The sequence below is a fragment of the Lederbergia citri genome, from assembly GCF_018343625.1.
Classification (GTDB): Bacteria; Bacillota; Bacilli; order Bacillales; family Bacillaceae_C; genus Lederbergia; species Lederbergia citri.
Genome location: NZ_JAGYPG010000006.1, coordinates 89,758 through 102,196, shown reverse-complemented (window position 1 = coordinate 102,196; position 12,439 = coordinate 89,758). Strand labels below are relative to the sequence as shown.

The 12,439-nt window shown below is 38.2% G+C and carries 12 protein-coding genes, 1 pseudogene and 1 riboswitch; of the genes and pseudogenes, 4 read left to right on the top strand and 9 right to left on the bottom strand.

Going from position 1 to position 12,439, the window contains the following annotated elements:
* The first annotated feature begins 10 nt into the window (after positions 1-10).
* Positions 11-1,165, top strand: coding sequence for an ABC transporter permease (locus tag KHA97_RS23170; protein ID WP_213127174.1), 1,155 nt, complete (start codon positions 11-13; stop codon positions 1,163-1,165).
* A gap of 12 nt (positions 1,166-1,177) precedes the next feature.
* Positions 1,178-1,345, top strand: a complete 168-nt coding sequence (locus tag KHA97_RS23165) for a hypothetical protein (RefSeq protein WP_213127173.1) — start codon at positions 1,178-1,180, stop codon at positions 1,343-1,345.
* A gap of 38 nt (positions 1,346-1,383) precedes the next feature.
* Here the strand turns inward: KHA97_RS23165 and KHA97_RS23160 are convergent, their stop codons facing one another.
* Together KHA97_RS23160 and KHA97_RS23155 are read right to left on the bottom strand one after the other, a co-directional pair.
* Positions 1,384-2,148, bottom strand: coding sequence for a DUF4367 domain-containing protein (locus KHA97_RS23160; RefSeq protein ID WP_213127172.1), 765 nt, complete (start codon positions 2,146-2,148; stop codon positions 1,384-1,386).
* Positions 2,135-2,719, bottom strand: coding sequence for an RNA polymerase sigma factor (locus tag KHA97_RS23155; protein ID WP_213127171.1), 585 nt, complete (start codon positions 2,717-2,719; stop codon positions 2,135-2,137). The genes KHA97_RS23160 and KHA97_RS23155 overlap by 14 nt, the downstream gene beginning before the upstream one ends.
* Positions 2,720-2,890: 171 nt before the next feature.
* Here KHA97_RS23155 and KHA97_RS23150 point away from each other — a divergent pair.
* A pseudogene (locus KHA97_RS23150) lies at positions 2,891-3,832 on the top strand (L-lactate dehydrogenase).
* A gap of 77 nt (positions 3,833-3,909) precedes the next feature.
* On the opposite strand, the gene KHA97_RS23145 reads toward KHA97_RS23150, so the two are convergent.
* The 4 genes from KHA97_RS23145 to KHA97_RS23130 form a co-directional block, all read right to left on the bottom strand.
* The gene (locus tag KHA97_RS23145) at positions 3,910-4,740 is read right to left on the bottom strand and encodes a MetQ/NlpA family ABC transporter substrate-binding protein (RefSeq protein WP_213127170.1); all 831 of its coding nucleotides are present in this window, start codon (positions 4,738-4,740) and stop codon (positions 3,910-3,912) included.
* A 20-nt stretch (positions 4,741-4,760) separates the two neighbouring features.
* Positions 4,761-5,426 (bottom strand): methionine ABC transporter permease, encoded by a 666-nt coding sequence (locus KHA97_RS23140; RefSeq protein WP_213127169.1) that lies wholly within the window; start codon positions 5,424-5,426, stop codon positions 4,761-4,763.
* Complete coding sequence (locus tag KHA97_RS23135; RefSeq protein ID WP_213127168.1) at positions 5,416-6,429, bottom strand: methionine ABC transporter ATP-binding protein; 1,014 nt, start codon at positions 6,427-6,429, stop codon at positions 5,416-5,418. Before KHA97_RS23135 ends, KHA97_RS23140 begins: the two co-directional genes overlap by 11 nt.
* 118 nt (positions 6,430-6,547) lie before the next feature.
* Positions 6,548-6,654, bottom strand: a riboswitch (SAM riboswitch).
* Positions 6,655-6,703: 49 nt separating this feature from the next.
* Positions 6,704-7,486: a carbon-nitrogen family hydrolase gene (locus tag KHA97_RS23130; protein ID WP_213127167.1), complete on the bottom strand. Its 783-nt coding sequence runs from the start codon at positions 7,484-7,486 to the stop codon at positions 6,704-6,706.
* Positions 7,487-7,800: 314 nt separating this feature from the next.
* On the opposite strand from KHA97_RS23130, the gene KHA97_RS23125 reads away from it, so the two are divergent.
* Positions 7,801-8,973, top strand: coding sequence for a pyridoxal phosphate-dependent aminotransferase (locus KHA97_RS23125; RefSeq protein ID WP_213127166.1), 1,173 nt, complete (start codon positions 7,801-7,803; stop codon positions 8,971-8,973).
* A gap of 42 nt (positions 8,974-9,015) precedes the next feature.
* On the opposite strand, the gene KHA97_RS23120 is transcribed toward KHA97_RS23125, so the two are convergent.
* The 3 genes from KHA97_RS23120 to KHA97_RS23110 form a co-directional block, all read right to left on the bottom strand.
* Positions 9,016-10,935: an alkaline phosphatase family protein gene (locus KHA97_RS23120; RefSeq protein WP_213127165.1), complete on the bottom strand. Its 1,920-nt coding sequence runs from the start codon at positions 10,933-10,935 to the stop codon at positions 9,016-9,018.
* Positions 10,936-11,230: 295 nt separating this feature from the next.
* Positions 11,231-11,848, bottom strand: coding sequence for a nitroreductase family protein (locus KHA97_RS23115; protein WP_213127164.1), 618 nt, complete (start codon positions 11,846-11,848; stop codon positions 11,231-11,233).
* A gap of 24 nt (positions 11,849-11,872) precedes the next feature.
* Entirely contained in the window at positions 11,873-12,439 is a 567-nt protein-coding gene (locus KHA97_RS23110) for an NADPH-dependent FMN reductase (RefSeq protein WP_213127163.1), read from the bottom strand.

The following is a 12,439-nucleotide window of genomic DNA, read 5'->3' as shown; positions in this document are numbered from 1 at the left end:
GTGAAAAAATGTGAGAAGAATAACAGCTATTATGATATTTGAATTAAAAAGAATGTTTAAAAAGCCACAATCATACCTCCTTATGTTTGGTATGCCTCTTTTGTTCACCTTTATATTTGGAGCGCTTTTTTCTAGCGAGGGGGAATCCAAACCTAGTATTGCTGTAGTAGATGAGGATCACACCACCTTATCGGAAGCGTTGGTGAACGAGCTGCAAAGTAAAAATATTATGGACATAAGTATTTTGACTGCTAAGGAAGCTAGTGAAAAGTTCAAAGACCAAAAGGTAACTGGATATATTCAAATCAATAAAGAATTTGAAGAACAAATGTTGAATAAAGAAATTCCAGAAGTGGTTTTTGTATACTCTCCTTCATTTAATGGAGCAAAAATGATCGAGCAGGTCATCAATGACAGCATGGTAAAACTAAGAATCGAGGCTACGGCAGCAAGTACTTATCAGAATATTGCAGGAGACAGCTGGAAAGGCGTTCAGGGTAAAATCTCTAACGAACTCGCCACAGATGCTAGCATAAAAAAAGTGGTCATCTCAAAGAGTAAAGAACTGGAAACGATGAACAATATGACCGCTCGTTCTGCTGGATTTACGATTATGTTTGTCATGATTACGATGCTTATTATTACCGGAATCTTTTTAGAGGCTAGGCAGACAGGCGTTTGGTACAGAATGATGTCTACTCCTACATCGAAAAAGGAACTGTTGATTGGATATTTGCTTGCCTTTTTCCTAATCGGGTGGATTCAATTTGGTGTACTAATGCTCGTTTCAACATTCGTATTTGATGTAAACTGGGGAAACGTATTTGGAATCTTCGTTCTTGTTTCAAGTTTACTATTATGCACGATTGGACTAGGACTCTTTATAGCCGGCTTTGTCAGAACATCCGAGCAGCAATCCGTTTTTGGAAATCTGATCATCGTTTCAACATGTATGCTTGGCGGGGTCTATTGGCCGCTCGAAATCATGCCAAATGTAATGCAGCAAATCGCTAAATTTGTTCCACAATATTGGGGGTTGGAAGGCTTTGCGGAATTAACCGTTAGAGGCGGGACGGTCATGGATGTTCTTGCACCTAGTGGGGTCCTACTGGCATTTACGCTCGTGTTTCTCCTTATTGGAATGAATCGAATTAAATTTGAATAGGTAGTGAAAATTATGAAAAAGAAAAAATTCAATTTAGCCTATATGTCTACGACTTCCTCCCCTATCATTCTTTTAGGCTTCATAAATAAAAATTGGGCCGTCATCATTTTAGGTTTCTTACTGTTAGCCACTTTTATCATTGGTGGACAAATGCAAACTAAGCGGCAAAAAGTAGAATAAGAAAAGGTTCTCCCTTTAAAAAATTGGGAGAACCTCTTTTATATAGAATTTGCAATTGTTAATATCTCTTCCTTCGTCAATTTGCCTTCAATAGAAAAATAGTGACTTTGTGTCATCCAGACTAACTGGGCGTGGCCGTTTTTATAAATGATTAAGTTTGCCTTTTGTCCTTTAATTTGCACTTCTTCTATTGATACATCATCGACATCCATAGTGGCTCCAAACGCCATTTGGGTTTCTAGTGGCATTTCCGTCACCATAAAGCCTCTATCCTTACCGACATAATTTAAATAAACAGCCTCTACTTTATCTTCATAGCCATCCATGACTGTTACATCCTCTAATTGAAATTCTTCGATAAGATTTTTAGGGATTAAAATTGGAAAGTGGGCAGCGTTTTTAGCCTCTTCTAGACTCATTTGTTTAGATATTATTTCTGAATCCTCAATAACCTCAAACGTTCCATCGATTATGCCCGACTCCTCGCCGGGACCTCCAGATTTCCCAAGTAAATGGACTACATTCCCTTGTATTGTATGGAATATGTCCGTAAATTGGTTAAAGGCGATACCCGATTTTGGAGTAGTTGCGAAAATAAAGAATAATAATACAGCCGCTGCAATCAAAAAAGGATTTCGCAATATACGAAGTGGGAGTGTTTTTTCTCTTTTTCCACTCATTCGTGTTTCGATTTGCTTCCATGCTTCCGAAGCCTCCAGAAGAGGAGGTGGGCAGCTATTTATTTTTTCATTTAATGCTTCACGAATGATTTCGTCCAAATGATATTGTTTATACTCTGGCATTATGTATCATCTCCCTCATATCGGGTTTTGTTTCTAATGCTTCCCTTAATTTTAACTTAGCGCGGTGGATACGTGTTTTGACCATCGTCACTTTAATATCTAATGCCTCGGCAATTTCTTCATATCTCATATCATGTATATACGCTAATATTAATACTTGCTTATGTTCCGGTTTTAGTTCATCAATTTCTTGGAGGAGTATGTTCTTTAGGAACTTTTTTTCAACAATCGTCTCAACAGTAGATTGATAATCTTCATGTTTAGAAAGGTGTTCGTCGATGATATGGTCTTCCGTAGCAACATCGTTCCACTTTTTGATTTTTCTCAGGTAATCAATGGCTGTGCGGGAGGCAATCGCAGCTAACCATGCTCCTAACTTTTCTCCATCCTTAACCGTGTGCATATTTTGAAAAGCTTTAAGAAACGTTTCCTGTACGATATCCTGCGCTAATTCACGATCTTGGACAATATAGTACGCAGTATAATACACTCGTTGATAAAACATTTCAAAAATGACTCTTTCCGAATCGCGATCTTTTTTTAGAAGTTTTTGTACTAATCTATTAATCATCCCCACATCCTTTCCGAGTGAAGATTTCCTCATTTTTCCTTTTATTATATCTTAAGACGGATGACTTTTGTAAAAGTTTCATTGATTAGGAAAAGTTCATTTTCATTAGACTTATATAGTAGCCCGCTCTATAATTAGTTCAAATTACAATGAGTCATGGAGGTCAAGCGGATGAAAAAAGGAAATTACGTGGCGATTATTGGTACTGGCTTTGTCGGATCAAGCTATGCGTTTGCTCTAATGAATCAAGGGATTGCAGACGAGCTGATTCTGATAGATGTTAATAAAGAAAAAGCATTTGGCGACGTGATGGATCTTAACCACGGCAAGGTGTTTGCTCCCGATTTAACCCATATTAGATATGGACAATATGAAGATTGTACCGATGCCGATCTCGTTGTTATATGCGCTGGTGCAAATCAAAAAGAAGGTGAAACACGGTTAGATTTAGTAGAAAAAAACCTAAAAATATTTAAGTCTATTGTGGAGAGTGTAATGGCGAGCGGGTTTGATGGGATATTTTTAGTCGCCACTAATCCTGTTGATATCTTAACTTACGCTACGTGGAGATTTAGTGGCCTTCCAAAAGAACGTGTCATCGGATCGGGGACCATTCTAGATACTGCTCGTTTTAGATATTTGTTAGGCGATTATTTTAACGTCGCTCCAAACAATGTTCACGCTTATATTATCGGAGAGCATGGTGATAGTGAGTTACCGGTATATAGCTTGGCTGATGTTGGTGGAGTCCCGGTCCTAAATATGATTGAGCGTAATCCAAGGTATAAAAAAGAAGACTTAGATAAAATTTTTATCCAAGTGCGTGATTCAGCATATGAAGTCATTAAAAGTAAAGGTGCCACTTATTACGGAATTGCAATGGGGCTTGTATGATTAACAAAAGCGATTCTTCGAAATGAAAACACCATCCTGACAGTGTCAACACTACTGGAAGGAGAGTATATGGAAAAGGATATTTATATAGGAGTGCCAGCGGTCGTAAATCGAAACGGAATAAGGGAAATCGTTGAATTAGAGATTAGTGAGGAAGAACAACGCTTATTTCATCAAAGTGCTGAGCTTCTAAGAAATATATTAAAACCATATTTTTAAGGATACGTCTTTTTACTATTAAAAAAATGACCCTCGGCCAATAATCCGAGGGTCATAGAATGCTAGTCATTACATTACTATTTTCTTTCTCTCATCCAATCTGGTTTTGTAAAGCCTGGAAAGTCACTGTCAATGACATCTTCGAATTCCTTTGATTCTACTACTTCTTTAATATCTTTTACAAATTGTGCATCTTTATTTTTTCCATCGATGACGACACGGTTACGGTGAACATCTCTCATGTTTTCGATCATAATGCCTTCATTCATATCAAGGCCTGCTGCAAACACAAAGTTCCCAGGTACTGCGGACATATCGGCACTCTCGATTGCACGGGCAAGCTGTCCTGCTTCTAATGGTTGGAACTTAAGATTTTTTGGATTATCTTTAATATCTTTTTCGGAAATCGTCAAATGGCTTACATCATCTTTTAATGTAATGAAGCCTTCTTGCTCCAAAATTAATAATGCTCTACCCATATTTGTAGGATCGTTTGGTAAGGCATACGTTGCACCATCTGTGATTTCATCAATTGATTTAAATTTATTTGAAAATACAACCATTGGAGAAGTCGGCACTGTAATGACTTCCGCTAAGTTTAATTTATTTTGCTCTGCAAATGTTTCCATATAGATTTTATTTTGAAAAACGTTAGCGTCGATATCGCCTGTTCCTAGAGCGTTATTTGGTTGGATATAATCACTGAATTCTACTACCTTTACCTTATAACCTTTCTTTTCAAGGCCAGGTTTGATTGCTTTTGTCACCATATCTGTAAATGGACCCGCAGTTGCACCAATAGCAATTTCTTTCTTATCATTGTTCGATCCTGATGAATCTTTTCCACCACAAGCGGCAAGTGCTCCCATTACTAGAATGAGTGTAAATACAAATAACCATTTTTTCATTTTTGTTTCCTCCTGAAGTTTTATCTTTTATCTGCATGTTTGGCCCAACGATCTCCAACAAGTTGAATGAGTTGTACTAAAACAATTAATACTAATACGGTTGTAAACATAATAACTGTATCGTAGCGGTAATAACCATAACGGATGGCTAAATCTCCGATTCCTCCTCCACCGACAACGCCTGCCATTGCCGAGTATGCAACTAGACTGATTGTTGTCAATGTAACTCCTTGTATAATGCTAGACTTTGCTTCGGGGATGAGCACATCTTTAATGATCATCCATGGAGTAGCGCCTACCGATATTGATGCTTCAATAACTCCTTTATCAATTTCACGAAATGCCGTTTCTACAATTCTTGCGAAAAAAGGAATCGCCGCAACTGATATTGAAACCGAGGCCGCAGTAGGGCCGATTACTTTTCCGACTATCAACATCGTAAAAGGGATGAGTAATACAAGTAAAATGATAAAAGGAATCGATCTAATTAAATTAATTAAAAAGCCAACGATTGTATTGACGTATTTATTTTTCAAAAACATGCCTTCGTCCGTTACGAATAAAATAACTCCTAATGGAAGCCCGAGGAGAACAGCTACGAGAAGCGAGATGCCAACCATGTATATCGTTTCAAAAAATGCTTTATTCAAGTCTGGAAGCATTTCGATAATATGATCAATAACCATCCGTCACCACCTCCGCATTTCCCGTTCTATCTTGCAAGTAAGTTATGGCTTTAGCTACTTCATTTTTCTCACCAATGATTTCTAAAACAAAAATACCCAATGGTTCCTCTTGAATATATTCAATCTTTCCGTGTAGGAAATTCCCTTTTACCTGGTGCAATTGGAGCATATCTGATACAACCGTTTCTCCCGCTTTAGAGCCTTTAAATTGCAATTTTACAATCGTTCCTTGACACTCCCTAATCAACTTTTCAGGAATATCTAATTGAAGGATGTCACCAATAAATTGTTTCGTTAGTTCTGCCTCTGGTGCTGCAAAAATATCGTAAACTGATCCTTCCTCCACGATCTTTCCATCCTGCATGACAGCCATTCGATCACATATTTCTTTCACAACTTCCATTTCATGTGTAATCAGTACAATGGTTAACCCTAATTTTTGGTTAATATCTTTCAATAGAGCTAGAATCGATTTTGTTGTGCTTGGATCAAGAGCGGAGGTTGCCTCGTCACATAATAAAACATCAGGATTGTTGGCAAGTGCCCGTGCAATTCCTACTCTTTGTTTCTGACCACCGCTCAATTGGGCAGGATACACATCTCTTTTATCTGCAAGTCCCACCATTTGAAGGAGTTCTTCCGCCCTTTTTACTCGCTCTGCTTTCGGAAAGTCTGCCGCTTTTAAGGCGAAAATAATGTTTTCGATAATCGTTTTGGAGCTCACTAAATAAAAATGCTGAAAAATCATTCCAATTTTCTGACGCGCTTTACGAAGTTCTTTTGCTGAAAGCTTTGTTAAATCAGTTCCATTAATAATAATGGATCCGGAGGTTGGCATTTCCAGAAGGTTCATACAACGGAGGAGTGAACTTTTCCCAGCACCGGAATAACCGACAATGCCAAAGATCTCTCCTTTTTCAATGGTAAGTGAAACATCATCAACACCGATGACTTCTCCTTTTTTCGTTTTATATTTTTTAGTCACATTATTTATTTTGATCATCGTTTCCACCTCATAAGTTTAGAAAAGAGTGGCATTACCTTGAAAGCTCTTACTCTATAAAAGAAAAACGTCTCTTTCAATTGAAAGAGACATCGAAAAAATTGTTCGTTCTATTTTCGACTTATCTCCCAGAATTGACTCATTCCGCAGGAAGTGGCACCTTTCCATCAATAGGAGGTTGCCGGACGTCATAGGGCCTGATCCCTCAGTCACTCTTGATAAGTTAATCGTATTAAGTTCAATGGAAATATTATCCTAGAATATTAACAACTTGTCAATACTTGTTCGGTCTGCGATCATCGAAAATAGGAATTCTACTACGGATTTCTTCTATTTCTCGAAGGTTTACCTCACTTATTAATAGTTCTTCTTCCGAACCACCTTCCGCAATAACGGTTCCCCACGGATCAATAATCATAGAATGTCCGGCAAACTCATTATTGACATCAGCGCCTGTTCGGTTACAAGCAATGATATAGCATTGATTTTCAATCGCTCGGGCTTGTAAAAGGATTCGCCAATGATCCAGTCGAGGTGTTGGCCACTCTGCAACAACGAATAATGCTTTCGCCCCATCCATCACCGGTTTCCTTAGCCATTCTGGGAATCTTATATCATAACAAATAAAGCTTCCTGCTTTTTCTCCGTCAATGGTAAAAATCGGTTCGTCCTCACCAGCCTGTAAATATACATGTTCGTCCATAAGCTGGAAGAGATGAAGTTTGCTATATTCATGGACAAGCTTACCTTCCTTGTCTATCACATACATCGTATTCTTCACACCGTTATCTACTTTTTTTGCGATTGAACCTCCAACGATGTGAAATTGATGTTTTTTCGCTTGTTCTTGTAAAAACTGCAGGACATCTTTTCCTTCATCATGTGCAATTTCATCTAAGCGCGTTAAATCATATCCCGTCGTCCATAATTCAGGTAATACAACGATGGAGCATTGCTCTTTTGCCGCTTTTTCAAACCATTGCTCTGCCGCAGTGAAATTTTTCTTTGGATCCCCAAAAGCAATATCCATTTGAACACAACCAATTTTCCACTTCATTTTAGGCTCCCCCTTACTATTCTTCACTTTACAAAGGTTATCTTTCGTTATAACATTTAACAGAACAAAAGCGCAAGCGTCTGCTCAGCGACGTACAAACTTTCTAGGGCTCTGACGAGATAAAGGAAACACGGTGGGCCTTGGCGAGCCGATGTTGACTTATCGTAGGAAGAAACCGAAAGTTTGCTAGGCGCTAGGCGCTGGAGCTAGACGGGAACTACCTTCTTAAAAGTCTTCTACAAAGTCCTAATATATAATTTCCTAAGCAACTAGAAATGAAAAGGAAAATTCAATATTTTTATAGAGGTGTCTCGATGAAGAATTTTGAAACTTCGGACGTTTTAAAGCAATTGCCTAAACAATTTTTTGCATCACTTGTGCAAAAAGTGAATCAATACATAGCAAATGGCCACGATGTTATTAATTTGGGTCAAGGAAACCCGGATTTACCAACTCCATCACATATTGTAGACCGATTAAAAAACGCCGCTGAGGAACCAGTCAATCATCGTTACCCGCCGTTTCGCGGAAAGCCTGATCTCAAAAAAGCGGTTGCTGAGTATTATAAACGAGAGTATGATGTGAAGCTTGATCCTGAAACAGAAGTAGCGGTTTTATTCGGAGGAAAAGCTGGTCTTGTAGAATTACCACAATGCCTAATGAACCCTGATGATACAATGCTTGTTCCTGATCCAGGCTATCCAGATTATTGGTCAGGTGCAGCACTTGCAAATGTCAAAATGGAACTGATGCCATTGAAAGCTGAACATCAGTTCCTTCCTCAGTATGATGAAATTCCATTAGAAATTGCAGAAAAGGCAAAAATGATGATCCTGAACTATCCAAATAATCCTACTGGGGCTGTAGCGGATATAAAGTTTTTTAATGAGACAGTGGAATTTGCAGCAAAGCATCATATTTGTGTCGTTCATGATTTTGCGTACGGAGCGATTGGATTTGATGGTAAGAGACCAGTCAGCTTTTTACAGGCTGAAGGTGCGAAAGATGTAGGAATTGAAATTTATACGTTGTCGAAAACCTATAATATGGCTGGGTGGCGTGTAGCTTTTGCAATAGGAAATCCTTCCGTCATCGAAGCTATCAATCTTTTACAAGATCATCTTTACGTTAGTTTATTTGGTGCAGTTCAAGATGCCGCGACAGAAGCGTTATTAGGCTCCCAAGAATGTGCGGTAAAATTAAACGAAACATATGAGAAAAGGCGAAACGCATTTATATCAAGCTTGCACGAGATTGGTTGGAAAGTCCAAGCTCCCCCTGGATCATTTTTCGCCTGGCTAAAAGTTCCTGACGGCTATACATCTGAAGCATTTGCTAATCTATTACTGGAAAAAGCACATGTAGCTGTAGCACCGGGGATTGGATTCGGTGAATACGGCGAAGGCTATATAAGAGTTGGCTTGTTGACGACGGAAGAGAGATTACGTGAAGCTGCAAGAAGAATCGGAGATTTAGATTTATTTTAAGTGGAAAAAATTCAGATAGGGGAGTAGCCCCATCTGAATTTGTTATTTTCTTTCTACCAATTCGGGAATTGATTTACCTTCAACAAAATCGGGCTGATTAATATCCATTATTTTATATAAGGTTGGTGCGATATCTAAAGTAGAAATTTCCGACTGGATTGTTCCTTGAGGGATTCCATTACCGACCGCTAAAAAGATAGGGAGTAGTTCTTTTCTTGTCGGGTCGCCACCGTGGTTGCCGAGAACATCTGCGCTCAGAACCTTTTCACCATCTTCTTGGGTCATATAGTACCCTTTTTTTGCGACCAATAGAACGTCACCTAGATTTTTATCCTTATTTTGATTTTGACTCTTTTTAGGTAAAATGACTTTTTCATAAGGATTAATTTTATGTTTAAAAGGAGAAAAGAGTGCTGTATCTTTAATGGCTTTGAAAGACTGGGACTTATCTCTGTCCGCGCCTATAAAATCTCCTCGGAATTGTCCGTACAGAAAGGAAAAGTATTGCTTAATAGGAGCTTTCTTTGTTTTCACACGTACATTTTTAAAAATAGAAACGATATCGTTTCGAACAGATGGATATTCCTTTTGATCGACTGCACCGTCCTTTTGAGTTCCTTTCAAGTTAATAAATATATTTGCAATCGATCCGCTCGCAATTGCAAAAGCTTTCGATTTTTTTACATCGATTTTACCATCACTGTCCTTTACTAATAAGCCGTGTTTCTCAAGTTCCTCGTTAGGTGATAAGCTAGAATGAACTGGCTCCATTCCATGATCGGAAACAAGAAAAATTCGCTCCCTATCATTTATCTTTGAAAGTGTTTGACCAAGCATACGATCAGACAAGCGGTACGCCCATCGAATATAGCCCATATAACGCTTGGACTTTTCTCTTGAATAACCTGGCTGCCTCGGGTCTGTTAGCAAGTAATTATGCGACTCATGATCGACTTGTGGATAGTAAAAGAATAATAGGTCAGGCTTGTACTGTTCTTTTAAATACAACGAGACATCTGTTGTCCATTGAGCAAAGCGGGTGCTAATCTCCTCGTATTCTTTCCGTGTTATCCATTTTTTCTTCAGTGCCATATCATCATCTTGGACAGGGAAAAAACTAAAATTGTCATTGATAGTCTTTTTGAATCCTGAAGGTCCTTCAATAACAGCTGAAGTCACTGCTGTCCTGTATAATTTAGCATCAGAAAGATCCGGTTTTTTGGCCTTTAGTTTAAAAGAAAACCCAGCTAATCCTTTGTCTTTAACCGGAAAGGAAAGGGATCCCCATTCATTTAGATATACCTTTTCTGCGGATTTCATATTTGGCTCAAAGGACACATAAAAAGTATCATATTTCTTTTGGTTACCAGATCTTTTTGCCTCAATGTAGACCGTACGATTGTCTTGTTTATCAAGCTTTAGCGGAAAACTTACCTTTTTAATGCTTCCTTCCGACTTAAAATCCAAGGACACAAAATCACTTTCAGCCCAAGTATCACCATAGTAAACTGCATAATCAGCCTCATTTCCGTATTCCGGATTTGAGCCTGGAAAAAGAACAGTTGCAGTTGTTTTTCCTGCTTTTCGAGCTATTGACCATACGGGTTCAGCATCAAGCGGAGAAAAAAAGGCGCTATCCCGATTTGTCAGGTTCTTGTTAGGTTTATGAATTTCATTGCTGACCATCCCAGTCACATGTGGTTTAGCGCCAGTTGCAATGGCGGCATGAGAAGCCGAAGTCAAGGATGGAAAAATAGTCCTTATCTTTTTCGCATACAATCCCTTATCTGCCACTTCAGTAAAATACGGCATGTCCCCTTCATTCATATAACCTTCCAAAAAGTCGTGGCGCATGCCATCAAACGAAACTACCATAATTGTCCCTTTTTCCTCTGCACTCAATGTAAAGGATGGCATGACCAAAACACTTATCATAGTAAGTAATAAGATCTGTTTTTTCATGTAGTAACTCACCTAGCCCATACTAAGATAGATTGTATGGTGTTTACCCGTACGCTACAGATTTTAAGCCTTTGTCATCATTCCAAGATAACTCATGCCAAATTAGGAATAGGCTCTCATATTTTTTTATATATAAGGTTGATAAAATGTTCCTAGATTTAAAGGTAAAAGAATTAATGCAAAACATCGGGTAGCTCAAAATCCCACCTTATTACCCCTCTTCTGGTCTTCCTAACAATGAAACTTATAAAAATACCCCTTTCTCATATCCAATGAGAAAGGGGTATTTGTTAAATTATACATAAGTCACAAATTCACCAATTGGTTTGCGGTAACCTCTCAACCTTCGGCTACTTTCCTTTTCTTTTCCAATCGTAATCATTAGTACTACTTCATGTGTATGAGGGATATTTAATAATGCACGTATTTGCTCTTGGTCAAATCCAATCATGGGACAAGTATCCCACCCGCGGTTTTTTGCTGCCAACATGAAGAACATAGCTGACAAGGAACCATTACGGATCGCATCCTCTTTTTTAAAAACATCCCCGCGCTCCTCGTAAAATTGAACATTTTCATCAATCATTTCTTTTAGTTCAAATTCTGTTAGCACTCCTAGATGTAACATACCTTGATGTAATCTTTCAGTTTGTTCATACGCTTGTCTGTCTGCAGTCACCAATATAACAGCAGATGCAGAATGTATTTTATATTGACTATGTGCCGCTTCACGAACCTTCTCCTTCAAATATTTATCCATCACAACGATATATTCTGTATGTTGCAAATTGAATGAAGAGGGTGCAAGCTTAACATCATTGAAAATTAAATTTAAATCCTCTGGAGTGATATGAACGTCCTGTAAAAAATTATTTGCAGAACGCCGTTTCTCAATTAACTTCATAAATTCCATCTGCAGTGCCCCCGTCAAACATACTTAAAAATCATATTCTGCATCTTTTGCTTCGCGAATCTTTACATATGCGTCTACAAGAAGCACAGTGTCTTCTACTAGACGATCCATACGGAATAAAATATCATCATTCACTATTTCGTTCCTATAAAAATCCTTTTCTTCTATAAATACATACGTTGGGACAATATGTGCCTTCATATAAGAAAGTATGGGCTTTAATTGTTGCTCTGCCATCAAATAATGTTTCGCTGTTCCTGCTGTCACAAGTATACTTACTACTTTATCTCGAAAGGCGTTAACGGGTAACAAGTCAAAAATATTTTTTAATGTGGCTGCAATAGATGCTTGAAACACCGGAGTTCCGATAATAATAGCGTCTGCTCCCATGATCGTCTCCGTTACATACTTTGTATCGCCATCATATTCCCAGTAATTGCGTCCATCACTAAAGACCATTTCATATTCAGCTAAATCTAGTAATGTAATCTCTGCATCTGGATACTTTTCACGAGCTTTATTAAGTGTGTATTCCATTGCTATTCTTGTTTTATTTCCCACATTTGAGCCGGAAATTCCTACAATCTTCAT

What these genes read in the sequence shown, in the direction of transcription:
- KHA97_RS23165 (WP_213127173.1), top strand. Translation starts at nt 1,178, where the DNA reads ATGAAAAAGAAAAAATTCAATTTAGCCTATATGTCTACGACTTCCTCC.
- KHA97_RS23160 (WP_213127172.1), bottom strand. Translation starts at nt 2,148, where the DNA reads ATGCCAGAGTATAAACAATATCATTTGGACGAAATCATTCGTGAAGCA.
- KHA97_RS23155 (WP_213127171.1), bottom strand. Translation starts at nt 2,719, where the DNA reads ATGATTAATAGATTAGTACAAAAACTTCTAAAAAAAGATCGCGATTCG.
- KHA97_RS23145 (WP_213127170.1), bottom strand. Translation starts at nt 4,740, where the DNA reads ATGAAAAAATGGTTATTTGTATTTACACTCATTCTAGTAATGGGAGCA.
- KHA97_RS23140 (WP_213127169.1), bottom strand. Translation starts at nt 5,426, where the DNA reads ATGGTTATTGATCATATTATCGAAATGCTTCCAGACTTGAATAAAGCA.
- KHA97_RS23135 (WP_213127168.1), bottom strand. Translation starts at nt 6,429, where the DNA reads ATGATCAAAATAAATAATGTGACTAAAAAATATAAAACGAAAAAAGGA.
- KHA97_RS23130 (WP_213127167.1), bottom strand. Translation starts at nt 7,486, where the DNA reads ATGAAGTGGAAAATTGGTTGTGTTCAAATGGATATTGCTTTTGGGGAT.
- KHA97_RS23125 (WP_213127166.1), top strand. Translation starts at nt 7,801, where the DNA reads ATGAAGAATTTTGAAACTTCGGACGTTTTAAAGCAATTGCCTAAACAA.
- KHA97_RS23120 (WP_213127165.1), bottom strand. Translation starts at nt 10,935, where the DNA reads ATGAAAAAACAGATCTTATTACTTACTATGATAAGTGTTTTGGTCATG.
- KHA97_RS23115 (WP_213127164.1), bottom strand. Translation starts at nt 11,848, where the DNA reads ATGGAATTTATGAAGTTAATTGAGAAACGGCGTTCTGCAAATAATTTT.
- KHA97_RS23110 (WP_213127163.1), bottom strand. Translation starts at nt 12,439, where the DNA reads ATGAAGATTGTAGGAATTTCCGGCTCAAATGTGGGAAATAAAACAAGA.